This window comes from Streptomyces sp. G7(2002) (genome assembly GCF_028870195.1).
Taxonomy (GTDB): Bacteria; Actinomycetota; Actinomycetes; order Streptomycetales; family Streptomycetaceae; genus Streptomyces; species Streptomyces nigrescens.
In genome coordinates this window covers 133,672-158,810 of the sequence record NZ_CP102609.1, presented here as the reverse complement: position 1 = coordinate 158,810, position 25,139 = coordinate 133,672, and the positions used below count along the sequence as shown (strand labels likewise).

Below are 25,139 nucleotides of genomic sequence, written 5' to 3'. Positions count from 1 at the left end.
TCTCCTTCACGGGAATTGACGGGAGTCGACGGGGGCGGGGTGTGGGTGCCGCCTACGGGCGGTGACCTTGCACCGGCTTCCCACGCCTGTCTGTGCGGCTGCGGAGGGCTGCCGGGCCTGGTGCGGCGGGTCATGGTGCGGAGCGGACCGTGGTTGCCAACTCTCCGTTCCGCGGAGCGACGAGGTGCTTTTGGCGCAGCAGCCGGGACTGTTTGGGCATGTTCCAGCCCAGGACGCCGGTCACCTCGCCGTTCTCCCGGTACACAGCGACGAAGCGCCCCTGGGCCGGGTCGCCTTCGGCGATATGGGTCTCGGCGGCCGGAGTGGGCAGACCGTGTACCTGGAGCTTGGCGTCGTACTGATCGGTCCAGAAGTAGGGCGTCGGAGTGTAGGGGCGTTCGGCGCCGAGGAGGTTCGCCGCGACGGCCTGGGCCTGCTCGGTCGCGTTGGTGCGATTCTCCAGGCGCAGCCGCCTGTCCAGCCCTTCGTGATGCCAGGACGCCGCGTCTCCGACGGCGTAGACACCGGGCGCGGCACGGCAGTAGGCATCGCACTCCACGCCGTCGCCGAGCGCCAGCCCGCTGCCTTCCAGCCACTCGGTGGCCGGCCGCGCCCCGATCGCCACGACGACCGTGTCGGCGCGCAGCACCTCCCCCGAGGCCAGACGGACCCCGCACACCCTGCCCCCGCTGCCGGCCAGGGCCTCGACAGCGACCCCGAGACGCAGATCCACCCCGCGCTCGGTGTGGAGACGCGAGAGGAAGCCCCCCACCCTGCCGCCGACCTGACTGCCCAGCAGGACGGCCCCGAAGCCCGCGAGCGTGACCTCCACGCCCATGGCACGGGCCGAGGCGGCGATCTCCGCACCCAGCACACCCTCGCCCACCACCACCAGGCGGCGACCGGCCGCCAGGTCACAGCGCAGCGCCAGCGCGTCGTCGAGGGTGCGCATCACATGCACTCCCGCGAGTTCTTCCTGGTCCGGCAATATTCGGGGGCGCAGCCCGGTGGCGATGACCAGCGCATCGCCACGCACCACGCGCCCCGTGGCGGTGGTCACCGCACGCTCCACCGCATCGCACATGACAGTCGGCTCAGCGCGGATGAACTCCGCCTCCAGCGAGGCGAGATGCTCCTGCGAGCGCAACTGGGTCCGCGACGGCTCCCAGGCGCCGGTCAGCACCTGCTTCGACAACGGCGGGCGGTCATAGGGGAGATGACGTTCGGAGTCCAGCAGGGTCAGCTGTCCCTCGTAGCCCTGACGGCGCAGCGCCTCCGCTGTCGCCAGGCCGGCCGACGAGCCACCGACGATCACCACCTTGCCGGGGCGGGTCACCACGCCGCGCCCGCCGGGTCCACGGAGCCCCGAGGGGAAGCCGCTCCGGGAAACGGGCCTCGGTCAGTTCGGTTCCACATATGAACGACTGCTCTCCTCACTTCATTCGACAGGGAGCTGCGCGGCACGGCCGACGCGCGACGGGACGGGGTCTCACGTGCCTGGGCGGAAGCCCGGTGCCGCAACCGCGATTCATACCCGACAACTGTAGGTTAACCGACAGCTGTCGTATTGCAAGCGGCCGTGGCTCTTCGGGCTGCGTCAGCGGGGGCGGATGTGCGCGCGGATGTGCCGAATCCGGCGGATCGGGGTCTGGAGCCCGCGGCGGCAGGCAGGGGGAGGGGGCTTGGGGCGGCAACCGCAGAGGGGCTTGGGGGCGGCGCAGTGAATGTGCGCCCCCAAGCCCCTCTGCGCAGGCTGATGGGCGAAAGCGCAGATCAGAGGAAGGGCCCGTGCCGACCGGGCGGGCGCGGAGTCGGTGGGTGCCGCTCCGGGAGGGGCGGAGAGCTGATCGCGGTGCGCGAGGCCGGTGGTTACGGCATGAGCGCACGCACACCGTTCGCGTGCAACGAGGGGCGCGAGCGGGGGTCGCGTAAGGCGGGTCAAGAAGGGGCAGCGCCAGGCAGGGGCGGTCTCATCGCCTCACGGGTGCAGCCCGCTCCGGCGCAGGGTTCTCGGCCGGCGGCCCTGCGTGCGGGGTCGTTCAGGCCGGCCGGGCGAGTGTCGCGGCGACCAGCTGCGGCCAGATCGCGGTGGCGAAGCGTTCCGGCGTTCCGGGGCAGCCGCGGTGGAGCCAGTCCGCGATGGCGCCGAGAAGTGCTCCGGAGACAAAGGCGGCCGCGGAGTCGTCCGTACCACCCTCGCTGTCGGTGAGCTGGGCGGAAAGCCTCGGCCGGATGGATTCCGTCATGCGCTGCAGGAGGTGGTTGATCACCCGGGCGCTGCCATCGGCACCGAGAAGAGCCTCATAGAGAGCGCGATGTTCGGCGACATGGGCGAACATCGCCGTGAGGGAGGGGTGCGAGCCCTCCTTCGAGGAATCCCCCTCCGAGGAATCCCCGGTCACCGAGAGCGCCGAGGTGGCGGAGAGCAGCTGGTCGAACATCTCCGTGCATGCCGAGGCGGCCAGGTCATGAACGTCTGTGTAGTGCTCGTAGAAAGTCGAGCGGTGCACGTCAGCGCGGCCGGTCACGTCGGAGACCGAGATCTGGCTGAGGTCACGGTCACCGATCAATTCCAGCAGTGCGCCCTCCATCGCGGTACGGGAGCGGCGGGAGCGGCGGTCACTTTGCTGAACGGGCACGGAGTCATTGTAGTGTCACCCACACCTGTGGGATACCCGACAGGTGTCGGATTCATGCGAGACTTCGCCGGAACGGCATCTCCGACGGTTCGCGGAGCCCGGCCCGCAGCCCCGCACGCCCCAAACACCCGGCAGTTCTGCCGGCCATCGAGAAGGTGGAAGACATGAGCCAGTCAGTAGTCGTCGTCATCGGTGTCGGCGGGATGGGAGAGTCCATCGCCCGCCGTCTGGGCTCCGGAGCCCGGCTCCTGATCGCAGACTTCAACGCCGAGGCCCTGGAAGCCGTCCGTGCGCAGCTGGAGAAGGACGGGTACGCCGTAACGGCCGCCCCGGTCGACGTCTCATCCCGGGAATCCGTCTGCGCGCTGGCTCGCCAGGCCGCCGACCTCGGTCCGGTGCGGACCGTGGTCCACACGGCCGGACTCTCGCCCGCGCAAGCGTCCGTCGCCGCCATACTCGCCGTCGATCTGCTGGGAGTCGCACTCGTGCTGGAGGAATTCGGCCAGGTCGTCGCCCCAGGCGGTTCCGGCGTGGTCATCGCCAGCATGGCCGGCCACCGAAACTCCGGGCTGTCCGGCGAAGAAGCCGTGCAACTGGCCACGACACCGGCCGACGAACTGCTCTCCCTCCCGGTCGCGGCCAAGGAACGATTCTCCGGCCCAGGGGCGGCCTATACCTTCTCCAAGGAAGCCAACCTGTTGCGCGTGAGGGCCGCGAGCTCCATCTGGGGCGCACGGAACGCACGGATCAACTCCGTGAGTCCCGGAGCGATCGCCACCCCCATGGGGCAGGCGGAACTCGTCGGCGAACACGGGGACATGATGCGAAGGATGATTGCCGCCTCCAACGCCAAGCGAGCCGGAACAGCGGCCGACATCACCGACGCCGTCGCCTTCCTCGTCGGCCCGTCAGCAAGCTTCATCTCCGGCACCGATCTGCTCGTGGACGGCGGCGTCACGGCACTCGCCACCGGCTGACGTCACTGGCTCGGCTGATGCCCCTCACCGGCGTCTGCGAGGGTGAGGCCCCCAGGGCCAGTTCGGGCGCGTTCTTCGTCGTACACATGACGATATGCGACCCGTTCCCGGTGAAGGCGATCGGTACGTTGCGCGGGGTTCCGTCCTTGGCGCCGTAGGCCAGGCGGGTCACGTAACGGGCCAGCAGATGCTCCTGGCTGATCGGGCGGTTCAGAACCTCGATGATCTCTTTCGGTGCATGGTTCGGTTCCTCCCTCTCAGCGCAGTTGCTCGGCCAGGCCGACGATGATGCCCTCCGGGCCGCGGAGGTAGCAGAGCAGATGGCTGTCCTCGAACCGGGCGATCTCGCCGACGAGTTCGGCGCCGTGAGGGCGCAGGCGGGCAACGGTGTCCTCGATGTCGTCGACGGCGAACATGACGCGGTGCGTGCCCAGAATGTTGTGCGGCCGGTTGCGCGGCCCAGCGCTGATCACCGCGGGGCTGCGGTACTTCGCCAGCTCGAGCCGGCTGTGACCGTCCGGGGTCCGGACCATCGCGATGTCACAGCGGACGCCGTCGAGTCCGGTGCACTGGTCGGCGAAGAGGCCCTCGACCTCCGCCCTGCCCTCCAGCTCCATACCGAGTTCCACGAAGAACGCGATGGCGGCATCCATGTCCTCGACGACGATGCCGACGTTGTCCATCCGCTGAATCGCCATGCTGGTTTCTCCTTCTTCCTCGTGCGGCCGATGGTGGCCGCTGATGTCCCTGGGACGGAGCCGGTGCACGTTCTCGACATCCTCAGACTGCCGAACTCACCACGACGGTTGTCTGTGGACTTCGGACAGTGACAAACCCTGTCTATAGTTTCGGCTCGTACCACCAGCCCGGTCCGGTCGGCAGCCGTGAGACGGCCTCGGCGAGCGCCACGGATATCGGGTTCTCCACACGTCCAGCCTGTGACGCCCGACGGTGAACTGCCCGGCGGGCTTCTCAGCTCTGCTGCATGGATCAGCGCAGCTCGCGCGGCACGGTGTCGGGGCGGCAGGTGGGGCAGACCACCGCTGCCCCCGCTATCCGGAGCCCTACAGGGCCGGCCGCCAGTGCTCGCTCCCAGCTCTCTAGCGGGATTTCAGACCTAACAGGTCTAGGGCGCGTCGTTCGGATCATGGTGTCCCGGCCCTCCGGACGGCAGCTTCTACGCGAGCGGCAGGGCGCTCTCCTCCTGCTCGTCGGCGCTCGTGCGAATCCGTCTGTCAGCCTTCCCGGATGAAGCCCTCCCGCACCAGCCAGTCCTTCGCCACCTCGTGCGGGTCCTCCCCGTCCACGTCCACCCGCGCGTTCAGCCGCTGGGCCTCCGCCCCCGTCAGCCGCTTGGTGATCGGGGCGAGGAGGTCGGAGATGGCGGGGTACTTCCTCATGGTGGCGCTGTTCATCTCGGGTGCCGCGTTGTAGTTGGGGAAGAAGTGCCGGTCGTCCTCCAGCACCCTCAGCTTGAGTTCGGGAATGCGGCCGTCGGTGGTGGCCGCCACGCCGAGGGCGCAGGCCGCGCCCTCGGCGACCTGGGTGTAGACGACGCCGTCGTCCATCTTTTTGAAGTTCCCGCGCTGGAGGGCGAATCCGTACGTCTTCGCCACGCCCGGCAGGCCGTCCTCGCGCACCGAGAACTCGCTTCCGCCACAGATCGTCGCCGCGCCCGGGTCCTTCTTCGTCAGACGTGCCACGTCGGAGAGTGTGCGCAGCTTGTACTTCTGCGCATTCGCCTGGTTCGCGACCAGCGCGTAGGTGTTGTTGAGCGGGGCGGCGGGCAGCCAGGTGATGCCGTTGCGGCGGTCCTCCTCGCGTACGGCCTCCCACTGCCCGTGCGGGTCGACGACCCGCTTGGTGTGACCGAGGTAGGTGATCCAGGCCGTGCCGGTGTACTCGTACATCCCGTCCGCCGCACCGGACTTGACCGCCTCGCGGGCACCGATCGAGCCCTGGATGTTCGTCCGGTCCAGGACTTCCGCGCCGGCCGCTTTGAAGACCAGCCCCATGATCTGACCCAGGATGATCTGCTCGGTGAACTCCTTTGAGGTCACGGTCAGTTGGGCGCCCTTCAGCGGTCGCCCCTTCCCGACGGAGCCGGGCCGCACCGAGTCGGCCAGCGGGCTGCCGCTGGTCAGTCCGCAGCCGCTCAGCCCTGCGACGGCGAGCAGCAGGGCGCCCGCGCCTGCGACGGCCGTCCGTACCCGGGCCAGGCGCATCAGTCCACCTCCAGGCCGCGTGGGCGTTGCAGCAACTCGACGAGCGTCCCCAGCCAGTCCACGATCAGCGTCATGGCGACCGTCAGTACGGAGCCGAGCACCAGCACCGGCATGCGCTGGTTGGTGATGCCGGAGGAGACCAGGTCCCCGAGTCCTCCTCCTACGCCGGAGGTGGCCGGCGTAGGGGTGCCGACGTTCAGGCCCGGCGGATCGGGCGGATCCGCCGGGGCCCGTGGCGCCGGACGTCGGGGAGGTCGGTTCGACGATTTCGGCAGAGTCAGCCACGGATCCCCCGTGAGATGGTGAGCCGTCCGATCAGCACGTACACGGCGTCGAACGGCAGGGCTGGGACGACGATTCCGAGCGTCCCCGACAGTACTTCGTGGAGCGTGTTCGCACTGCCCAGGCTGGAGATCCCGCGGAAGATCTGGTTGCCAGGCCCGGGCCCTGAGGCAAAGGCCGCGATCGCCGCGATGGCCATCAGCATCTGGGTCGACACCGGGACACCGGTGAGGATCGGCGGCCGGGCGAGGGGCACTTCGACCCTGAGCAGCTGGGCGAACGTGACATCCCTATGCCCTTGGCGGCCTCGACGAGGGCCGGGTCGACTCCGCGTAACCCGACGACCGCGTTACGGACCACCGGCAGCAGTCCGTACAGCGTCAGCGCGGTGACGGCCGGCGCGACGCCGAGGCCGACGACCGGGACGAGCAGTCCGAGGAGAGCCAGGGAGGGGACGGTGAGGATGCTTGCGGTCATGGTGATCGCGAGGTTTCCCGCCCACTCGGTGCGGTAGGTGAGGACGCCGATCAAGACCCCGAGCACCGTAGCGACGACCATGCACGGGAAGACGGCGCTGGCGTGCTGATGGTCGCCCACCAGCAGCTGCTGGCAGCGGGTGCCCAGGTACTCCCAGAAGGTCACTTCTCGGTCCCTTCCTCAAGGCCGGTCCTCCAGCGGTCAGCGGTCCATACGGCGCCTGCCGCGACGTCTGGCGCACCAGTGGAGTGATCCGGAGCGGCACCGGATTCTCCAACGTGATTGCCGTCGAGGCCCGCACGATGCCATCGAATTCCACCATCCGGTCGATCACGCGCTGCAAGTCGGCATTCGAGCGTGCCACCAAACGGCACAGCATGTCACCACCCCGCCAGCGGCGAGGAGTACTTGTGCCGCGCCCGACGGGAGCCGCATCACCGGCTCAGCAAACTCGCACTGCTCGCCAACCGCTGACCCACCCGGGCATCCGAAATGCCCCCCGATGGTGAGGGGACGGTACCGGATCGGAGGGATTCCCCGTGTCCGTGACAGGTCGTTGGACACGGATGACGGCGTCGCCGGCACGCGGGGGCGTACGAAACGGCTGGACCGGGAACGTAGGCGGCCGGGTAGGGCAAGACAGCTGCGATGTGGTGGGCCCGGCCAACATTTGGCCATCTTGATGCTCCATCAGCTCCATCGTCGCCGTCGAGATGGCCGACTGCTGGTGGTAGTTGGGTGGGGGAGGGGCTGAGGCTCCGACGGTCGAGACTGTGACCGTGGGGCATGGCCGAATGGTTCGGAAGCGCTCCTGAGGGAGGGAAAGGGGCCGGGCCTCGGTCGGCGAAGATTCAGAATGGCGATCGCCTCTGGAGCCCGATCACCAGTGCCGGATACATGGCAAGGCTTCCCGCACTGCGCTGGTGAAAGGTCGGCGAGGTGGAGCCGACGGGGCGGAACAGCGTGACCGACTGCGAGGTGCTGACATCGTCCAATGCAGACAAAGTTGGCCTGATTCACGCTCTCTGAGCAGCCATCTGGCCATAGGAATGAGAATTCTCCTTCCCTGTGGAGATCTCGTCGCGACGCTGAGTGATGTGCGACTTGATCTGATGCGCCTCGGACGCTTGACCTTGACGCCCGTGTCAGGGTTTTAGCGTCCGAACCATGTTGAAGGAGATCGAGATGCGGATCGGGGAGCTGGCGAACCTGACCGGCGTCAGCGCCCGGTCCCTGCGCTACTACGAGCAGCAAGGCCTCCTGGCGCCCCTCCGCGCGGAGAACGGCTACCGCGTGTACGGCGAGCTCGACGCCGTACGGGCCGCCAACATCAAGGACGCCCTCGACGCCGGCCTCACCCTGGACGAAGTCCGCCCCGCGCTGGTTAAGGGTTGCCTGGACGTGCCGCTGCGTGAAAGCCCTTACTGCGCCGAGGAGTTGCGGCGGGCCACCGACTGGCTCACCGCGCTGGACGACCGGATCGCCGCGCTCCAGGAGCTGCGCGGCCGGCTCGCGAAGCACATCGACGAGACCGTCACCCGCCGCCCCGTGGAGGGCACGGACTGACGGCCGCCACCGAATCGCGGGCCGGAACCTACGGTGCCGCGCCGATCAGCCGTGTCCTGTCACTGGCCCCGGGCCGCCTTCGCCGCCGGAACCGACGACATGGTCATCGCCGGGGTGCTCCCCGAGACCGCCGCCGACCTGCGGGTGAGCGAGCCGGCGGCAGGCCGGCTCGTCACCGTCTTCACGCTCGTCTTCGGCCTGGGCACACCGGTCATGCCTGCACCCTCCCAGGCCCGCCTCGCCCGACGACACGGCATGAGGATCGATCGAGTTCGCGTCACCACCCTGAGCACCCATGAAGCCGACAGGCCCTGAACAACCATTGGAGTACGAAGTGACACTTCTTGACACGGAACCGGGAACGGGAGCGCCGGATACCGGCGTGCCCGCAGGTAGACGCCGGTGGGCGCTCGTTCTCCTTGCCGGAGCGCTGGCGCTGGACGTCAGCGGAGTTGCGGTCATCAACGCTGCGTTGCCCTCCATCGGTGATGAGTACAACATCGACGGCTCCACGCTGCAGTGGACGATGACGGCCTATGCCATTGCCTTTGCCGGGTTCCTCCTGTTCGGGGGCAGGGTCGCAGACGTCCTGGGCCGCAGGAAGATCTTCGCAGTGGGCATCGCACTGTTCGCCGCGGCCTCGCTGGGCGCCGCGCTCGCCCCGACCGTTGGGGTGCTGATCGCAGCTCGTGCACTACAGGGGATCGGTGCGGCCCTGTCCGGCCCTGCGTCGCTTGCTCTGCTCAGCCAGATATTTCCTGAAGGACCGCAGCGGAACCGGGCGCTCGGGGTCTATGCGGCGACCGGCGGGTCCAGCTTCAGCGCCGGGCTGGTTGCGGGCGGGGCCCTCACCGACTTCCTTGGCTGGCGCTCGGTGTTCGCCGTCAGTGTCCTCGCCGGAGTTCTGATCCTGGCAGCGGTCCGGGCACTGCTTCCTGCGGGCCGGCGCCAGCCGCACTCCCTGGACATCCCGGGCGCGATCCTGGTCACCCTGGGTATAGGCCTGGTCGTGTACGGCGTGAGCGAGGGCAGTGAAGTCGGCTGGTGGTCCGCACAGGTCCTGATCTCACTGGTGTTGGCCGTGATCGGGCTGGCGGGCTTCGTGGTGTGGGAGATGGGGCGTACGGAGCCGCTGCTTCCGATGAGTATCTTCCGCAGCCGCCCGGTGAGGGCCGCCTCCCTCACCGGTGCTGTCTTCTACACCGGTGCCGGTGGGCTGCTGTTCTTCTCGCCGCTGTACGCGCAAGGGATACTCGGTTACTCGCCGTTCGAGTCTGCACTGGCCGTCCTGCCCGTGGGCGTAGTCGTGATCATCAGCTCGCAGACCACCGGACGTCTGATGTCGCCAGCGGCCTACAAGCCCCTGATGGCTGCCAGCCTGCTTCTCATCGGAACCGGCGTCACACTGTGGGTGGGCACACCTGAGGACGGCTCGTACTGGGCGCACATGCTCCCCGGCATCGTGGTCATGAGCACCGGCCAGGGTTTGGGATTCGGCGCGATGACGGCCGCCACGCTGGAGGGCCTGCCGCTCCACCAGCACGGAGTCGCTGGTGCGGTCAATGTGACCGCGCAGCAGATCGGCAACAGCGTCGGTTTGGCCATCTTGGTCGCTGTTTCGACCGGTGTCAGCGGCGGTGCCACAAACTCAGCCGATCAGCTGTCAGGTTTTCACGCGGCATATTGGGTGGCGGGCGCCATCGGGCTCTTGGGCGGGCTGACCGTACTGCTCACCAGGTTTCCCAAGGCGGACACCGCGCCATCAGCCTCCGAGGAGAGGCCCTGACAGCGCTGGCCGGACATACCTGAACATGCCCGGCAGCCGTGTCGTCCCTGCCCTCGATGAGGGCAGGGACACGAGTCATACTCCGCTCCGACTGCATCCTCCCGGCAGAGCCGCCCGATGGGCAGGTCCGCGCGTACGACCTGCTGCGGATGTTCGGCAGCGAGGGACGGCCGACCCCGCTGGGGCAGGCGTTCGCGGAGCATGGGCGGTCCGGCAAGACCCTGCACCTGCTACGGATGATCGCCCCCGTGGACGACCCCTACCGCAGGCAGATGAACCGTCAGCTCACCGTGCAGGAGCCCCGCCACAAGCCGGCCCGGGACACCTGCCACGGCAAGCGCGGCCAGATCATGCAGGCGTACCGCGAGGGGCAGAAGGACCAGCTCGGCGCACTCGGCCTGGTCCTGAACGCGGCCGTGCTCCGGACGATCCGTAACCTGGACGCCGCCGTCGAACAGCTCCGGGCCCTGCCGCCCGAGGAACGGGGCACGACGTCCTGGACGAGCACGTTGCCCAGCTCTCCCCGCTCAAACACGCGAACCTCAACGCGCTGGGCCGCTGGCCGACCGCTGCGGGGGGGGGGGGACAGCATCCGCGCTTCGGTCCCTGTCGACGGCGGCCTGCGCCCACTGCGCGACCCGGCTTCCCCCGCGGACGAGTGACTTGCCGGTGGGCCGGCGCCTTCCTCGTAGGGCGGCGCCGGCCTCGGTTCTCCTCAGCGGGCTGCCGCCCATTGGTGGGCGCTGCCCTGGTGAACGGCGGCGTAGATGCGGTCGCGCAGCAGGTTGGCGTCATGGTCGGTGAGGGTCCGGTCCAGGTGCCGCAGGACTACCTTGAGGAGCACGTTCTTCTGGTCCGGGCGGGCTCCGAGCCGCTGCAGCGCCTGCGGCGGCAGTTCCGCGCACGGCGTCTGCGTGAGGATCTCGACCGCCTCCACGCAGTCAGCGTCTGGGCCCAGGGCGTCGCGGACCCGGTCTCCGAGATCTTCCGCCAGGTCGTCGCGGTCTACCGCGACGGACAGGTCCCGGCGGATGGCCGGCATGGCGGAGACGGGCCGGTAGGGGGCCAGGCCCGTCAGCTGGGCGGCCACGGACGGTTCGGCCGAGCGCAGGACGCGGATGTCCGGGATGCCCTTGAGCAGCATCAGCATCCGGTCGAGTCCCAATGCCGAGCGCGAGGCCGCTCCACGCGCCGTCGAAGGCCGCATAGACGCCGGACCGCACGTCCGCGTCCTCCAACTCGTGCAGCGCGGCCAGGCACTCATGGGGACCGAGGTTCCCCGAGACCGCAGCGAACGTCTCAAGGGCCCGGCGATGGTCGGCCCCCGCGATGGGACAGTCGGTGCGGCCGTTATGGCCGCCGCGATAGAAGGTTGTCGGGGCAGGGGCGTTGAGTGGCTTGTTGCACTTCTCTCCTATGAGATGGGTATGGGGTGGCGCCGCTTGACCTTGTCGCGGCGACAACGTTTCTACTGGCGCCATGCGAATCGGAGCGCTCGCCGGCACCGTCGGCATCGCCACCCGCGCCGTGCGGCACTACCACCGCATCGGGCTGTTGCCCGAGCGGCCGCGGCATTCCCACTGCTGTCGTGGGTACACGCTGCGCGATGCTGTGGAGCTGGCCCACATCCGCCATCGGGCTGAGCTCGGTCTGAGTCTGCTCGAAGCGAAGGATGTCCTGGCGGACGACGCGGGCAGGGGTCTTCTCGAATTCCTTGCCGGGCTGGACGCCGACCTGGCCCGCCAGGAGGAGGCCATTCGGCAGCGCCGCACCCGCCCGGGTCGGCTGCTTGAGCAGGCCGAGCGGACCGGGTGGTTGCCCGCTGAGGCCCCCGTCCTCCTGAACTCGCCGCCTTCTTCGAGGATATGGCCCGCGCCTCGGCGCGGTTGCCCCGGCGCCCGTGCGCGGGCTGATCGCCCAGTTCTACGCCGGCGACCCCACGTCCGCGGTCGCCGCGATGAGGGCACGAGCAGGTCCTGCCCCCAGCACCTTCACCATCTCGGGCACGTGGTCGACGGCGGGTGGAACGCCTCATGTGGCGACGGTGATCTCGTGACCGGAACCTCAATGGCGTCGCGCCAAACCCGCGAGTCCTCATCGGCCTCTCCGGAGCCGGACCCCGCAGAGCATCAACCAACCCCAGCCGCAAGCGGCTTCAAGGAAGGAAGCACCATGGCACTGCCAGAACTGATCACGATTGAGGAGCTCTTCGGCTCACCCGAGCGCACACAGGCCTCGATCTCGCCGGACGGCACCCGGATCGCCTGGCTCGCGCCGTGGAAGAACCGGCTGAACGTGTGGGTGAGCAGCGTCGACAGCGACACCGACGCGCGGTGCGTGACCGCTGACGAGACCCGCAGCGTGATCAGCTACTACTGGACCGACGATCCGCGCCGGCTGCTCTACACCCAGGACACCGACGGCGACGAGAACTGGCACGTCCACCGGGTCGACCTCGAGGATCCGGACGCCCCCGTGGTCGACCTCACGCCCTTTCCCGGGACGAAGGTCCTGGAGCTGGACCTGCCCGCCGAACGCCCTGGCAAGGTGATCGTGCAGCTCAACGCCAGGAAGCCCGAAGAGTTCGACCTGGCGGAGATCGACATCATGACCGGTGAACTCGCCGTTCTGGCCCAGAACCCGGGCCACGTGTACGGCTGGCTGTGGGGCGCCGACGGCGAGCTGTTCGCCCGCACCCTGACCGAGGAGGGCGACTTCGCGCTGTCGCGCTGGAACGCGACGGCGGGCGAGCTGGAGCTGATCACCACCTTCGATGGCGCCGACTACCCGGTGGGGATCAACCCGTTCGAGATGGCCCCGGACGGATCCGGTGTGTGGATCGGTTCGACGCGAGGCACTGACCTCACCCGCGTGGTCCGGGTCGACCTGACCACCGGAGCGGAAACCGAAGTCGACAGCCACCCGACCCTGGACCTTGACGGGTCCCGGCGCGCCGTCGCGGGTCTGTCGTCGCCGCTGATCCGTAACCGGCGCACCGGCGCGCTGCTCGGCGTGCGCTACCTCGGGGAACGGCAGGAGATCCGCCCGGTGGACCCGGGCTTCGCTGCCGTATTGCGGAACCTTGAGCCGCTCTCCGACGGAGACCTCGGAGAGCTCTCGTCCGACGACAGCGGGCAGCGATGGGTCGCGAACTTCGTCCACGACCGCGACCCCGAGGTCACCTACTACTACGACCACATCACCGGCGAGAGCCGACTGCTGTTCCGCCCCTACCCGCACCTCGCCCCGGACACAATGGCCCCCACGAGGCCGGTGACGATCACCGCGCGGGACGGGCTGGCCCTGCCGTCGTACCTGACACTGCCGGTGGGGATCGAACCGTCCGCGCTTCCGATGGTGCTGCTGGTCCACGGTGGCCCCTGGTTCCGGGACAGTTGGGGATTCGACCCCGAGGTGCAGATGCTGGCCAACCGTGGCTACGCCGTGCTCCAGGTCAACTTCCGCGGCTCCATCGGCTACGGCAAGTCCCACACGCAGGCCGCGATCGGGGAGTTCGCCGGCGCGATGCACGACGACCTGATCGACGCCGTCGACTGGGCGGTCGCCCAGGGCTATGCCGACCCGGGCCGGATCGGCATCTTCGGCGGGTCCTACGGCGGCTACGCCGCGCTCGTCGGCATCTCGTTCACCCCGGACCGCTTTGCCGCGGCCATCGACTACGTCGGCATGTCGAACCTGGCAAACGTCATGCGCTCGCTGCCCCCGTTCCTCCAACCCGCGCTCGTTGCCAACTGGTACCGCTTTGTGGGCAACCCCGCTGATCCCGAGCAGGAGGCCGACATGCTGGCCCGCTCGCCGATCAGCCGGGTGGAGCACATCCGTACACCGTTGCTGGTGGTGCAAGGCGCGAACGACCCCCGCGTCGTGAAGGCCGAGTCCGACAACATCGTCGCCGCGCTGCGGGAGCATGGGGTCGAAGTCGAGTACATGGTCAAGGACGATGAAGGGCACGGGTTCCTGAATCCGGAGAACCGGATCGACATGTATCGAGCGGCCGAACGATTCCTGCGCCGATACCTGGGCGGACGGCACGGGCTCCTCGAACCGACCATGTAGGACACGGTCTGAGCAGACCTCAGCCTGGTAGCCATTGCACCGCCAAGTCCACCTTGCAGGTGACCCCACGGTCCTACATGAATGCCTCGTGTTGGTTTCAGAGCCGGTGGCAGCGGCCAGACGTCGGTGGCATCGGTGGCATCGGTGGCATCGGTGGCATCGGTGGCATCGGTGGCATCGGTGGCATCGGTGGCAGAGGCCAGCGGTCGTGAGGTGTGGTGTGTGAAGTGCGGTCGGATACGGTCGCCTTGCTGCGTGACGCACGCACCGGACTGCTTGGCCGGCTGTCGCCTCCAGCGTCTTCACGACCGCCGCTCCAGTGCGGCCGGTGGCCCCGAGGACCAGCGCCCGCGAGATATCGGCGTTCCGCGGCTTTCCCTTGGCCTCATGCGACAGCAATCACCGAAGTGGCTGGGGAGTGGTCCCGTGATGGCTTCGGTGAAGGGCGGTGGAAACCACGTCGAAGCTAGCCGTACGCCGTACGGTCGTCGGCGGCACAGGAGGCGACGCCGTCCTGGGGCGCCGTCAGGACGTGGGGCGCCCCCATCGGCGGCCCAGGAGGACGGCTCCTGCGCCCGCGATCAACGAGCCGGCGGCGATGCCGGTGAGTGCGGTCTTGGTCCGGGCGGCATGGGGGGACCCGGTGGCGGGCAGCTCGGGCCGGGCGGATTCGGCTGCCGTGGCGGCTTGGAGGACGAGGTCGGTGACCGCTTCGGGGTGGGTGATCATGGCGATGTGGGAGGAGTCGATCTCCACCGTGTGTGACCCCGCGCGCTTCGCCTCGAAGCGTTCCTGGTCGGGGTTGATGGTCCTGTCCTGTTTCGCGACGAGGAACCACGAGGGGATGTGTTTCCAGGCGGCCACCTTGGCCTTCTCCGAGAACGCGGTCGTTGCCACTGGCCGTTGGGTCACCGCCATGACCCTCGTGGTGCTCTCCGGCAGGTCGGCGGCGAAGACCGGGCGGAGCCTGTCGGGCTTGAGATAGAGGTCGGTCCCGCTGACGCCGCCGGCCCGGTAGGGAACGGAGTTCGTGGCGGTGCCGAGTTCGCTGGGGAACCGGGCGGCCAGGGACATGCCGCTCTCGCCCACGTCGGGCATCAGTGCCGATACGTACACCAGGGACTTCACCCGGCCGTTGCCCGCGGCGGCCGAGCTGATCAGGGAACCGCCGTACGAGTGTCCCACCAGCACGAGTGGGCCCTTGATGCTGTCCAGCACGGAGGCGATGTAGGTGGAGTCGCTGTACAGACCGCGTAGCGGGTTGGCGGGGGCGATGACGGAGTAGCCACGGCGTTCGAGCCGCTCGACCACCCCGTTCCAGCTGGAGGCGTCCGCGAACGCCCCGTGCACCAGCACAATGGTGGGTTTGGCCGTGGTCGTGGTCGTGCCGCCGTCCGCGGCGGCAGGGGCTGCCACGGTCGCGCACAGGGCCATGGCGCACCCGGCTGCGATGAAGTGTGTGCGACGTATTCGGCGCCGTGAGCCGGGTGCCGGGCATGCTGCCATGGCGTTCTCGCTTTCCGTGAGGCCTACGGCATCTGAGTGTTCCCCCCTCCGCACCGGCAGGCGCGGCCGCGCACTCCAATCGGGTGGTCCGATGACTGTCCAGTGCCGTGCGTAGAGCACTGGCTCGACCGGCTTGCCGTCGTAGCAACCGTGCCACTGAGCGAACGTCCGGTCGCCTCGGGGAAAGCCACTCCCTGGATCAGGTCGCCATCGGCTGTGAGCCGCCGGCCATCGCGATCCGTGCAGAGGGCCCCTGCGGTTCGTAGGCCGGGTCCTACACGACTGTTGATCGTTGGCGGGAGAGCAGGCGGCCGCGAATGCGTGGGGTGTGCATATGACGTCCGTTTCCCCTCGTCAGGGACCGATTCGTGTCGGTGTTGTGGGTCTGAGCGCGAGCGGCGGGTGGCGATCGAGCCGGCCCGCCAAGGCGCCAGCGTCACCGTCACTGACATCGACGAGGCCACTGCGGCCGTGACCGCCGACGGCGCTGCGCGCGGCTTCCATTCCGGTTCCGGGCCAGCCGGGACACGCCGGACCTGGTAGTCAGTATCTTCAGGCGGAGAGTGGTCAGTGAGCGATGAGTCCGCTCTTTGCGTCAGGTCTGCACAGCCGTCAGCATCCGTGCCGAGGAGATCACCGTGCTACTGGCCAGAAAGACAGCGATCGTCCATGGCGGTTCCGGAGCAGTGGGGGCGGCTGTTGCTCGCGCCTTCGCACGCGAAGGCGCCGCGGTTCACCTCACCGGACGAACCGTGCCGCCCCTCGAAGACGTCGCGCGACGCATCCAAGACGAGGGCGGGGTCGCCCACGTCGCCCAGCTGGACGCGACGGACCGCGACGCCGTCGACCGCCACGCCGATGCCGTGGCGGCCGCGGGCGACGGCATCGATATCTGCTTCAACGCCACGTCCAACGATGACATGCAGGGGAGTCCGCTCCTCGACATGGCCCTCGCCGACGTGCTCCGCCCGGTCACGAAGGCGGTGACGACCACCCTCACCACAGCCACTGCAGCAGCACGGCACATGGTCCGCCGTGGAAGCGGCGTCCTCCTCGTCATGGCCGGCGGCCGCGAGACCATCCCCGACCTGGGAGGATCACACATCACCTGGTCCGCCCTCACAGGCGTCTGCCGGCAACTCGCAGCGGAACTCAGTCCGCAGGGTGTCCGCGTCGCCTGGCTTCTCTCACCCGGCTCTCCCGCACCCGGTGAGGAGAACCGGGCCGATAAGGCGGCGCTCCTGGCCGAGCGCCCCGCCTACGACGACGTCGCCAACGCCGCGGTCTTCGCCGCCTCCAGCTGGGCCCGCACGATGACAGCCACCGAACTCAACCTCACCGGTGGGCTCGTACCAGACTGATGCTTTGACGGTCACGGGTGGCATCGGGGTGGCCGGCAGCTCGCGCGATGCCGCTGGCTGCGAAGACACTGTCCGGCTCGCCCCGCCGCACCGCGTCCGTGAGCTCTGCGCGGCCGCGCCTGGTGAGCGAGCCGCCGCTGCCTAGGTCGGTCACGATCCCCACCAACCGCCTGCGGGCAGCGGATGACCGATCTGCTGCAGCAACCCTTCGCCCTCACGTGCGACGTCGAGGTTGCGCCGGCCGTGCCCCGGCCACGTCTTGAACGCTGCCCGGCGGCCAGCGGTGCGCATGTGGGGGCGGGCGGCAGCTCGTTGTTCATGAGGAGCCTCCTGGGGGGCATGCCCGCTGCCCGGACGATGCTGAGGAACTGCTCAACTCCCTGCACTTTCAGGTGGGGTTTGTAGCCGCCTGCGAGGACGCTGATCTGGCAGACGCAGCGGGAGGCGCCGATCCGCTGGGCGAGCGCGAGGGCTTCGCCGGCGGTGGCGGCGCTGTGGTCGATCTCGGCCTGACGCAGCAGTCCTTCGGCCTGGCGTCTCCGTTGATTCCGGGGGGAGGAACGCCCCTTCCTCAGGTCTCACCGCCCCAGCCCGGACGGCTACGCAGCCCCTGTCGCAGCCGGCGCCCACCACCAGACCCACCTCTGGGACCAGCCCGTCTACGTCGCCCCCTACGCCCGCGCTGCCGCTGGCTCGAACGCTCCGACCTCGCCGTTGCCGCCACCGGCGCCGTGTACCTCGAAGCCTCCGGCCTCCCGATCTGCCTGGGAAGGATGAACTACCCGGAATTGGTGTCGGTGCGGGCGAAAATACCCTCCAGCATTCCGGTGGCCTGCCCGACCTCGATCAAGTAACCATCAGGATCGCGCAGGTAGCAGCGGACTTCGGCACGCCGGTCGATCGGCGGAGTCAGGAACTCCGCTCCCTTCGCGCTCCATTGGGCGTAGCAGGCCTCGATGTCGGCGACCCGCAGGTTCATGAAGCTGGAGACGGTGTGCGGTTCACTGGGTGGTACCAGCGTCACGTCAGGCTTGTCCGGGGTCGGGCCGCCACCCGGATTCATGATGATCCAACTGTTGGCGAGCTTCACGATGCAAGGGTTCTCGTCCAGGACTACCTGCCCGCCGAGCACCTCGCTGTAGAAGCGGCGCGAGCGCACAACATCACGCACCGTCAAGAAATGCGTCATCAGCAGCCCCTCACTCGGGGCTGGAATGCCGTCGTTGTTCATCTCTGGACCTCTATCCGCCGACCGCGATACCCGGCGCATTGATTTCCACGAGCCCGACGCAGCCGAGCCGCACACCGCTGCGGTGCCGCTACGCCCATACAGTCCAGTGTCGTGCAGGAGCCGTTTCACTGGTCAGGCCGTGCCGGTTGATGGAGGCACCGCGGTAGACCGTCGGCATCCCTTGGGGGATTCGTGCAGCCGCCAGCGGCACGCGCCTCCAATCACCGGGACGGGAAGAAGCCGAAGGTGTGACCGACACCTTGGCGATGGCAGCGAGTCCCGTGGTGGCGCTTCCCCTGTATTTGGCTTCCACTTCCATGTCATCGCGTCCCGGTGCCCGCTGCAACCCGTGGCTCCCGGCCGGCGCCCGAGCGACCCGTCTGTCTGCTTCGAGGGGATGTATGGGGCACCTGTCGGTCACCGACGGGAGCGGTGACCGCCTGCCAGGCGGGGCGGGTCAGGCAGGTGACGACGGGAATGGAATCATCTGACCATGCACTGGGCCTGCGCAACTCTGCGCGATCAACCACCTCACCGCACCCGGCTGGGGGTTGAACCGGTCCATGGCACTGTTACCCGCATTGCAACTGCGCCTTACCATTTGTGACGACCTTCGAACGCGAGGTCAACGGGTGGACCGCTTTCGCCGGAACGTAGGCCTTCCGTCAGCAGGGCCGAATTGGCGCCTCGACTATTGGGTAAAGAATTCTACAAGGGGTGCGATTCAGCGCCCTGGGGATTGCCAGGAGAGCCGCTGACGGGAATACTGAAAATCGATCGTGCCAGGGAAGGCGCGGAAGCGCGCTGCGTGTGACCAGATGTGCCTCACGCAGCGTTTCCCTTGTCCAGGCACTAGCAAAGTCGGGGGATGTGGCAGTGCCCAATGACCTGTTGGCGAAAACGGGTTCAGGGTGCCGGAGCGTCACAAAGCGATGAGTTGCCTCCGCCGTTGATGCCTTTCCTCATCGAGGGCTGCGAGCCAGGAGGCTCCAGCAGATCACACCCCGTTTGCGGATAGTGCGAATGGGCATCGGCGCAATCGGCAGTCCCGGCTTCGCACCACCTTCGAGGCCGGTCCTCATGAGGGAGGGCCGGCCTCGAAGTTGACCCGTAGGGGCGCTAGAAACGGCCTCCACGGCCGAAACCGCGTCCTCGACCAAAGCCGCGTCCACGGCCTCGACCGCGTCCACGTCCATAGCGGCGTCCACGTCCACGACCGTAGCCACGCCGGCCGTAGTCGTCCCAGTCATCGCCATGCCTGCGGGGGAACACACTTCGGAAGCTCATCATGCCTCCTTGGATCTGTGATGATCATCCAGCTGTCCAAAGCTTTCCAGCTGAACCACATCCCACGCTACGCCGTGACGCGAGCCGAAATCAAACGGGAGATGGCTGAAAGTTGAGGTAAATTTTCCGCTTCTTCGCGTACTCAACGTGGCCGCTGATTGCTCTCTGGATTCCCACTTTTCCGCCCAGGCTTATAGGATTCAGAGTCGCGATCTCATCGCGCGGTCTGCACTCTGGGTCACGGCACCCAAAGGTACAGCTATCGGGGCCAACGCCTTGTCCGCATCAATTCAGTGATTAATGGTCAGGCGAGCCGGTGCAGTCGACGTCTACGATCTGTGCCACTTGCTTCGCCATCTCTGTCAACACCTCCGACGGCGGCAACGTTTTGATGAGTGCAGGGTCCATGGCTCGCCTTGGTATGAGCGTGCTACGCCTCGTTCAAAATGCTGGACGATGCAGAACGGCGGCTGCGCGAGAGGTTCGCCGCCTACCTGCCCGAGAAGGAGACCCAGTTGGTGGCCGCCGACCAATGGCCTTTTGGCGCCTCCTCGTTCTCCGCCTCCACCACCGCAGCCGTTTGGCGCACCGTGCCCTCCTGAGGCGTAGTCGCCTGCGCCGACAAGTCAATCCCCATACCCCGGATCTGGACCGGTTCGAGCACCGACGTGCGCACTCGCACGTAGTCGAGGTGCCGGGCGCGTCTCATGTCGTAATGACCAGCCACCCTGGCCTGATGGCCCATGTGATTGAAGACGCAGCCCAGCACACGGGCGCTCGCCTCCGGGGCTGAGGGCCGGTTGTCGGGAACCGGGCCCCGGTTCCTGATCCCGTGCAGGCGCAAAGATCTCAGCCCTTCCGGGCGGGGTGGAGCCTGGAACCACCACCATCGACCCGCGCAATCTCCGGGAAGTACGCGAAAAGACACCCTCGGCAGAGCCTGCCGACAAATAATCGTCCACGACATCTCATGACAACGGTTAACACTTGAGGCACCCTCATGTCCCAGCTCCCGATGCCTTCCGGCCTGTCAGGACCGCTGTGTGAACTCATGGTGCGCCTCCACGAGCTTCACGCCTTGGCTGGTTGACCGAGTGTCCGGCGCCTAGAGAAGGAGGTGCCCTACAGCCATTTCACGGCCCATCAGATGTTCACTCAGCCCGACCTCCCCAAAGCCACGGCGCCACGACCTCGCCGCGAGCGATACCGTTTTACGACCGACCGTTCACCGCGATTCCCTATGACGACGTGTGCGAGGCTCTGGCCGTGAGCCCAGCCAGACGTAAGGTTCTTATCCTCGACTGCTGCTTCTCAGGACGAGCGGTTCAAGAATCAATGGGCACCGTGGCGGAACTCGCCGCCACTACCGGCACCTACGTGTTGAGCTCGATATCCTCGCCCCGCGCCGCAATCGCGTCCCTGGGCAAGCTCTACCCCGACTTCACAGGCATGCTGATCGACATCCTTGAGCGGGGAGTCAAAGGCGCTCCTGAGCTACTCGACATTCGGACGATCTATCACACCCTCAGAGAACGCCTGGCGGGCCAAGGAGCGCCTCAGCCAAAGATGACGAGTCGGGGAGGAGTTCCCTTGGCACTCGGCTTGAGCCACGCTGCTGACGCCGTCTAGATGATCTAGTCCAAGGGGTCAGTGATCGTAGGCGATCACTGAGCGTAGGACGGTTTGTCCGGTGGCGTCGTTGTGCCAGATCGCGGCGGTCAGTGCGAGGATGCGTTGCATGACGCGGACTATGACACCTCCGGGTGTGCGCTCTCGGTGCCGTTCGAGGTCAAGCTGTCCCTTGAAGGTCTCGTTGATCGATTCGATGACCTGTCGCAGCGGCTTGAACAGGGCTGCTCCGGGCCGTTTCCGTTCACCTTTACGGGCAGGCCGCAGCAACTGGACTCCATGCTCGGACAGTTCGCGTTCGAAACCCACGGCCGAAGTAGTTCTTGTCGCCGATGAGAGTCTGTCGGGGGCGCTCTCGCAGAAGCTCGCATTCGGCTGCCAGGAGGTCAAGGAGGGTCTCGCGTTCGTCGGCCTCGGCCCCGGTCAGGGCGAAGGCGATGGGCAGGCCCTGAAGGGTGCAGACCAGGTGCAGGCGCAGGCCCCAGAAGAAGCGGCTGTGGCTGGCGCAGTAGCCGTATTCGGCCCAACCTGCCAGGTCGGAGCGTTTCACGGTCTCGCGGGAGCGGCCGCATTCCACCGGGGTGGAGTCCACGCCCCATACGTCGTCGCTCCACACCGAGGTGGTGGTGGCCAGGATCCGGTTGACGCTTCGCATCAGACCGGCGGCCTTGCGCAGCCGCTTGTTGTAGCCGGGCTGCTGGGGCAGGTGGGGGAAGAGGTGGCGCAGGTGGGCACGGGCATGGCGGAGCCATTTGGCCTCGGAGGTGTAGCCGAGTATGGCCTGCATCGTGGCGAGGGTGACCAGTTCGGCATCGCTCAGGCGGGGCGTAATGTCGACCGGCGGGCGCCATGGCGCCAGGTCGGGATGCTCCTTCAGCATGTCGTCGGTCGTTGCATCGAGTGCTGTCGCGAGGGTGTCCACGTCGTTCGTCACAAAACGATCTTGGACACCCTCGTTCTCGTCTCCGCAGGCACCCCTTGGACCACACCACCAGGAGGAACCAGTGTCATACCCGCAACTGCTCACCCCCGAGGAGAAGCTCGCCGACGCGAAGAAGCTGTTGAGCCTCCCGCGTATCGTCGTGATCTGCGGCTCCACCCGCTTCATGACCGAGATGAACGAGGCCGATCTGCGGGAGACCAAAGCCGGAAAGATTGTCGTCAAACCGGGCTGTGACATGAAGTCGCCGCACGAACTCTGGTCCGATCCTGTCGAGGCCGAGGCGCTGAAGGTTCGACTCGACGATCTGCACCGGGCGAAGATCCGGCTCGCTGATGAGGTGCTCGTAGTCGGCGACTACATCGGAGACAGCACTCGAGCCGAAATCGCCTACGCCCGGTCGCTGGGCAAGCCCGTGCGGTTCACGCACCCCGAAGTCGACCCTGACGCCTGACCGCCCGCTGCCACCTCGACAACCAGGGCCGGCAGCCCGCCGCCTGACCGTCTCGCGGTGGCTTCGGCCGCTGCCCACCCCACACCCTCCGCAGGCATCCCTTGGAATTGATCATCTAGGACCATCCGCACTCGCCCCCCGTGGCCTCCAGCTCATCGACCCGGCCACTGTGCGCGCGGTGGTCCGCCAAGCCGTCCGCGACATCCGCACCGCCCGGTCTCCGCCGCCGGACGGTCCGATGGCTGATCCCGCGCTCGCTGCGCTGCGCTGAACTGTTGACGACCTCGCTGCCAGTACCCACGCGATTCGGCTACCTCCTGCTCGACACCGCTGACCACCACCGGATCGACACCGTCGGCGTGCGGTCCAACGCGATGGTCGTGGTCAGCGCCGGCAGGGGGGTGCCCAAGCGGCGCACAAACCGCCTCCGCGAACTCCTGGTCTCGCGTGGATTCGGTGGACCGCCGCCCGGAGTACGGTGAACAGGTCAGGACATTTCGAGCGCTCCCGTCCTTGCCGGAGTCGGAAGGCCGGCGGCGGGCCTGGCAAGCTCATCTCTCCACTCGTCGGTAGCTCGCCGCGGAGAGCACGACAAGGGCGAAGAGGACGCCAACCGTTCCATGACTGGCGGCGGTAGGTGTGAGCATTCACCCCGTGGGCACCTCATAGGCCAGACAGAGAGAGGCCGGCATGAGACCTGTAGAACCGAGTGCCTGCGGGGACGGCCGAGGCCCGTATCGTCGCCGCATCCCTTGAGACCGCGCGCCGGGTCGCAGAAGTTCTCCGGCACTGCGATGAGCGCGACGCAGTTCTCCCCCAGAGGTAGCAGTCATGGCATCACTGACCGAGCGGAAGGCGTACCGCGAGAAGATCATGCAGGCGCTGTATGAGGCCACTGAAGGCAACCGCCTTCTGGGTGTCACCGGGGCCAAGCTGGCGCAGGATCTCGCGATCCCGGCAGAGGATCTGGCTGCCGCCTGCACGTATCTGGTGGGCGAGGACCTGATCACGGTCGACTGGGCCGCAGGCAATACGCCGGCCATGGTCACGCTGACGCACCAGGGCATTCGGCGCATGGAGGCTGAGGAAGAAGAGCACGGTTGACGCCTTGCTCAGGCGGCGTCCGACCCCCTCGGCTGCGAGCGGAGGCCCGGAGAACAACCCATCCGGCCGTTAGTGCCGCTCCTCCGCGGCGGGTACCGGTGAACCATGGCTGGCACCTTCACCACCCGCACCCTCACCATTGCAACCGGCGCCACGGAGACCATGCACGACCTGACGAACGCATGCTCCGCGTTTCTCCGGGAGGCCGCTCATGGGCGAAACGGACTGCTGAACGTCTTCACCCCCCACGCGACGTCCGGTCTGGCCGTGATCGAGACCGGCGCGGGCAGTGACGATGATCTGTTGGCAGCCCTGCGCGGCATTCTTCCCGCGGACGACCGCTGGGGGGACCGCCACGGTGGTCCAGGCCGCGGCAGCGGCCACGTGCTCCCGGCTCTGGTGCCACCACACGCCACGTTGCCCGTGGTCGATGGCGAGCTGGAGCTGGGGACCTCGCAGTCCCTCGTACTGGTGAACACCGACCGTGACAGCCCCGAGCGCCAGGTCCGGCTCTCCTTCCTCGGCTGACCGGACGACCCACGCGGTCCTGCGGCTGACAACCCCCGTCGGCAGCCGATCTCGTACGAGAGCGTCCGGCTGCCCGCATGGAGGCGCTGCCTCTTCTCCATTCTTGGGCCGCCTGCTCCAAGGTCTCCTGTGCCGTTCGCCCCGTTGCTCCGGATCGGCTCGGCGAGCCTTACCAGGAGTAAGCTGGAACCACCGAGGGCAATTCGTACACCAGCCTCCATGCTCGTGTCGTTTTCGGCGATTCACGACACCGGGCCGGTGTGGTTGGCCCGGGGCAAGGTCCGCGTCATGACCACGACCATTCCGTATACGCCGGCGGTCGAAGACCGGACCTCTTCGCTGCCCCTGCGACTCATGCTGGCACCGGCCGGCACCGCACCAGCTCTGCTCGACGGTGCGTGGTGGCCCCGCTCCCGTGACCTCACGGCGGAACTTCCCGCACTGACGGCCGTCCTCGACGCGCTGTGGGGGCGGATCACCCGCGTCACGGTGAACCCCACCTTCTGGCCGGTCATCCCACGGAAGGTGCCCGTCGACGGGCATGTGGTGGGTGTCGGCTGGTTCACGGCCGAGCAAGACCCCCACAAGCTGCTGCTGCTCTCCTACAGCATCGGCCGCTGGGACCTGCTGGTCATCCCCCCGGAGACCAGCCCGGCCACCGCCGCCCGGCTCATGACGGAGGCCGCCGATCCGCTCGGCACCCTCACCGCGAGCGCCCTGATGAACGAAGCGGAGCAACGCCGGATCGCGGAGGAGACGGAACTGTCCCTCGTCTCGGTCTGGGACTCCGAAGGCGGCCATGGAGCAAGCCTGCCGACCTCTCGTTCCTCCGCCCGAGCAGTCATTGCTCAGGTACCAGACGCGACGGAAAGTATCTGAGCATCGTGGAAGCTTCGAGAGCGCGGCATCGATTCCCGTAACCCGCTTCGGAGGAAAGCCCCAGGCCAACAGCCTGGGGCTGATCTCTTATCCGGACTGTCTCCCACGGTGCGCCGTTCGCGCGCCGCAACATGCCAAACAGTGCCGCGTTGGCACATAGTGCTGGATGGGCGGCAGCGACGCACCCACGA

General features: G+C 67.7%; 20 protein-coding genes and 7 pseudogenes. 15 read left to right on the top strand and 12 right to left on the bottom strand.

The genetic code is table 11. The features are described from left to right. Positions 1-130 precede the first annotated feature (130 nt). Complete coding sequence (locus NUT86_RS00685) at positions 131-1,336, bottom strand: NAD(P)/FAD-dependent oxidoreductase (protein WP_274740341.1); 1,206 nt, start codon at positions 1,334-1,336, stop codon at positions 131-133. Positions 1,337-2,039: 703 nt separating this feature from the next. Beyond that, complete coding sequence (locus NUT86_RS00680) at positions 2,040-2,639, bottom strand: TetR-like C-terminal domain-containing protein (RefSeq protein ID WP_274732669.1); 600 nt, start codon at positions 2,637-2,639, stop codon at positions 2,040-2,042. Between the two features lie 164 nt (positions 2,640-2,803). On the opposite strand from NUT86_RS00680, the gene NUT86_RS00675 reads away from it, so the two are divergent. After that, complete coding sequence (locus tag NUT86_RS00675; RefSeq protein WP_159492099.1) at positions 2,804-3,616, top strand: SDR family oxidoreductase; 813 nt, start codon at positions 2,804-2,806, stop codon at positions 3,614-3,616. Positions 3,617-3,873: 257 nt separating this feature from the next. Here NUT86_RS00675 and NUT86_RS00670 read toward each other — a convergent pair whose 3' ends face one another. From NUT86_RS00670 to NUT86_RS00650, 5 genes and pseudogenes are all read right to left on the bottom strand, one after another. Next, entirely contained in the window at positions 3,874-4,314 is a 441-nt protein-coding gene (locus NUT86_RS00670; protein WP_159492101.1) for a VOC family protein, read from the bottom strand. Positions 4,315-4,851: 537 nt separating this feature from the next. Further along, entirely contained in the window at positions 4,852-5,841 is a 990-nt protein-coding gene (locus NUT86_RS00665) for a glycine betaine ABC transporter substrate-binding protein (RefSeq protein ID WP_159492108.1), read from the bottom strand. Next, positions 5,841-6,041 (bottom strand): annotated as a pseudogene (locus tag NUT86_RS00660) (ABC transporter permease); the annotation flags it as partial. The gene NUT86_RS00665 and the pseudogene NUT86_RS00660, both read right to left, overlap by 1 nt. A gap of 77 nt (positions 6,042-6,118) precedes the next feature. Further along, positions 6,119-6,765: pseudogene (locus tag NUT86_RS00655) on the bottom strand (ABC transporter permease). 58 nt (positions 6,766-6,823) lie between these two features. Further along, a pseudogene (locus tag NUT86_RS00650) lies at positions 6,824-6,985 on the bottom strand (Lrp/AsnC family transcriptional regulator); the annotation flags it as partial. A gap of 782 nt (positions 6,986-7,767) precedes the next feature. Between NUT86_RS00650 and NUT86_RS00645 the strand changes: the two are divergent. The 4 genes and pseudogenes from NUT86_RS00645 to NUT86_RS00630 all read left to right on the top strand — a co-directional run. Then, entirely contained in the window at positions 7,768-8,166 is a 399-nt protein-coding gene (locus NUT86_RS00645; RefSeq protein ID WP_274732666.1) for a MerR family transcriptional regulator, read from the top strand. Between the two features lie 33 nt (positions 8,167-8,199). Next, on the top strand, positions 8,200-8,481 hold the full coding sequence (locus NUT86_RS00640) for a hypothetical protein (RefSeq protein ID WP_159492112.1): 282 nt from the start codon (positions 8,200-8,202) through the stop codon (positions 8,479-8,481). After that, positions 8,462-9,952, top strand: a complete 1,491-nt coding sequence (locus NUT86_RS00635) for an MFS transporter (protein WP_274732663.1) — start codon at positions 8,462-8,464, stop codon at positions 9,950-9,952. Before NUT86_RS00640 ends, NUT86_RS00635 begins: the two co-directional genes overlap by 20 nt. Positions 9,953-10,074: 122 nt before the next feature. Beyond that, positions 10,075-10,614 (top strand): annotated as a pseudogene (locus NUT86_RS00630) (Tn3 family transposase); the annotation flags it as partial. Positions 10,615-10,667: 53 nt separating this feature from the next. Here the strand turns inward: NUT86_RS00630 and NUT86_RS00625 are convergent. Continuing rightward, the gene (locus tag NUT86_RS00625) at positions 10,668-11,102 is read right to left on the bottom strand and encodes a hypothetical protein (RefSeq protein ID WP_274740772.1); all 435 of its coding nucleotides are present in this window, start codon (positions 11,100-11,102) and stop codon (positions 10,668-10,670) included. A 37-nt stretch (positions 11,103-11,139) separates the two neighbouring features. Further along, positions 11,140-11,262, bottom strand: a pseudogene (locus tag NUT86_RS00620) (phosphatase); the annotation flags it as partial. 169 nt (positions 11,263-11,431) lie between these two features. Here NUT86_RS00620 and NUT86_RS00615 point away from each other — a divergent pair. Both NUT86_RS00615 and NUT86_RS00610 read left to right on the top strand, forming a co-directional pair. Further along, positions 11,432-11,844: pseudogene (locus NUT86_RS00615) on the top strand (MerR family transcriptional regulator); the annotation flags it as partial. 280 nt (positions 11,845-12,124) lie between these two features. Further along, positions 12,125-14,029, top strand: a complete 1,905-nt coding sequence (locus tag NUT86_RS00610; protein ID WP_274732659.1) for a S9 family peptidase — start codon at positions 12,125-12,127, stop codon at positions 14,027-14,029. Between the two features lie 525 nt (positions 14,030-14,554). Here the strand turns inward: NUT86_RS00610 and NUT86_RS00605 are convergent. After that, on the bottom strand, positions 14,555-15,535 hold the full coding sequence (locus NUT86_RS00605) for an alpha/beta fold hydrolase (RefSeq protein WP_446750743.1): 981 nt from the start codon (positions 15,533-15,535) through the stop codon (positions 14,555-14,557). A 638-nt stretch (positions 15,536-16,173) separates the two neighbouring features. Between NUT86_RS00605 and NUT86_RS00600 the strand changes: the two genes are divergently transcribed. Continuing rightward, a complete protein-coding gene (locus NUT86_RS00600) occupies positions 16,174-16,896 on the top strand; it encodes an SDR family oxidoreductase (RefSeq protein ID WP_274732655.1) in 723 nt (240 codons plus the stop codon). Positions 16,897-17,674: 778 nt separating this feature from the next. Here the strand turns inward: NUT86_RS00600 and NUT86_RS00590 are convergent. Beyond that, positions 17,675-18,127: a VOC family protein gene (locus NUT86_RS00590; RefSeq protein ID WP_148589518.1), complete on the bottom strand. Its 453-nt coding sequence runs from the start codon at positions 18,125-18,127 to the stop codon at positions 17,675-17,677. Positions 18,128-19,860: 1,733 nt separating this feature from the next. On the opposite strand from NUT86_RS00590, the gene NUT86_RS00585 reads away from it, so the two are divergent. Next, complete coding sequence (locus NUT86_RS00585) at positions 19,861-20,016, top strand: hypothetical protein (protein WP_159492127.1); 156 nt, start codon at positions 19,861-19,863, stop codon at positions 20,014-20,016. A 742-nt stretch (positions 20,017-20,758) separates the two neighbouring features. After that, positions 20,759-21,043, top strand: coding sequence for a hypothetical protein (locus tag NUT86_RS00580; RefSeq protein WP_274732650.1), 285 nt, complete (start codon positions 20,759-20,761; stop codon positions 21,041-21,043). Positions 21,044-21,061: 18 nt separating this feature from the next. Here the strand turns inward: NUT86_RS00580 and NUT86_RS00575 are convergent. Then, positions 21,062-21,977, bottom strand: a pseudogene (locus NUT86_RS00575) (IS982 family transposase). A 70-nt stretch (positions 21,978-22,047) separates the two neighbouring features. On the opposite strand from NUT86_RS00575, the gene NUT86_RS00570 reads away from it, so the two are divergent. The 5 genes from NUT86_RS00570 to NUT86_RS00550 all read left to right on the top strand — a co-directional run bounded on the left by NUT86_RS00570 (position 22,048) and on the right by NUT86_RS00550 (position 24,948). After that, positions 22,048-22,437: a hypothetical protein gene (locus tag NUT86_RS00570; RefSeq protein ID WP_037743720.1), complete on the top strand. Its 390-nt coding sequence runs from the start codon at positions 22,048-22,050 to the stop codon at positions 22,435-22,437. Between the two features lie 275 nt (positions 22,438-22,712). Next, a complete protein-coding gene (locus NUT86_RS00565) occupies positions 22,713-22,919 on the top strand; it encodes a hypothetical protein (protein ID WP_274732646.1) in 207 nt (68 codons plus the stop codon). Between the two features lie 349 nt (positions 22,920-23,268). Beyond that, a complete protein-coding gene (locus tag NUT86_RS00560; protein WP_159492131.1) occupies positions 23,269-23,541 on the top strand; it encodes a hypothetical protein in 273 nt (90 codons plus the stop codon). A gap of 105 nt (positions 23,542-23,646) precedes the next feature. Continuing rightward, entirely contained in the window at positions 23,647-24,069 is a 423-nt protein-coding gene (locus tag NUT86_RS00555; protein ID WP_159492133.1) for a YjbQ family protein, read from the top strand. 288 nt (positions 24,070-24,357) lie between these two features. After that, positions 24,358-24,948 carry a DUF5994 family protein gene (locus NUT86_RS00550; protein WP_274732642.1) on the top strand — a complete coding sequence of 197 codons (591 nt, stop codon included), beginning with the start codon at positions 24,358-24,360 and terminating at the stop codon, positions 24,946-24,948. The last annotated feature ends 191 nt before the right edge of the window (positions 24,949-25,139 follow it).

What these genes read in the sequence shown, in the direction of transcription:
- NUT86_RS00625 (WP_274740772.1), bottom strand. Translation starts at nt 11,102, where the DNA reads ATGCTGATGCTGCTCAAGGGCATCCCGGACATCCGCGTCCTGCGCTCG.
- NUT86_RS00670 (WP_159492101.1), bottom strand. Translation starts at nt 4,314, where the DNA reads ATGGCGATTCAGCGGATGGACAACGTCGGCATCGTCGTCGAGGACATG.
- NUT86_RS00645 (WP_274732666.1), top strand. Translation starts at nt 7,768, where the DNA reads ATGTTGAAGGAGATCGAGATGCGGATCGGGGAGCTGGCGAACCTGACC.
- NUT86_RS00555 (WP_159492133.1), top strand. Translation starts at nt 23,647, where the DNA reads ATGGCTGGCACCTTCACCACCCGCACCCTCACCATTGCAACCGGCGCC.
- NUT86_RS00665 (WP_159492108.1), bottom strand. Translation starts at nt 5,841, where the DNA reads ATGCGCCTGGCCCGGGTACGGACGGCCGTCGCAGGCGCGGGCGCCCTG.
- NUT86_RS00590 (WP_148589518.1), bottom strand. Translation starts at nt 18,127, where the DNA reads ATGAACAACGACGGCATTCCAGCCCCGAGTGAGGGGCTGCTGATGACG.
- NUT86_RS00610 (WP_274732659.1), top strand. Translation starts at nt 12,125, where the DNA reads ATGGCACTGCCAGAACTGATCACGATTGAGGAGCTCTTCGGCTCACCC.
- NUT86_RS00585 (WP_159492127.1), top strand. Translation starts at nt 19,861, where the DNA reads ATGCTGGACGATGCAGAACGGCGGCTGCGCGAGAGGTTCGCCGCCTAC.
- NUT86_RS00550 (WP_274732642.1), top strand. Translation starts at nt 24,358, where the DNA reads ATGACCACGACCATTCCGTATACGCCGGCGGTCGAAGACCGGACCTCT.
- NUT86_RS00635 (WP_274732663.1), top strand. Translation starts at nt 8,462, where the DNA reads ATGAAGCCGACAGGCCCTGAACAACCATTGGAGTACGAAGTGACACTT.
- NUT86_RS00560 (WP_159492131.1), top strand. Translation starts at nt 23,269, where the DNA reads ATGGCATCACTGACCGAGCGGAAGGCGTACCGCGAGAAGATCATGCAG.
- NUT86_RS00605 (WP_446750743.1), bottom strand. Translation starts at nt 15,535, where the DNA reads ATGGCAGCATGCCCGGCACCCGGCTCACGGCGCCGAATACGTCGCACA.
- NUT86_RS00675 (WP_159492099.1), top strand. Translation starts at nt 2,804, where the DNA reads ATGAGCCAGTCAGTAGTCGTCGTCATCGGTGTCGGCGGGATGGGAGAG.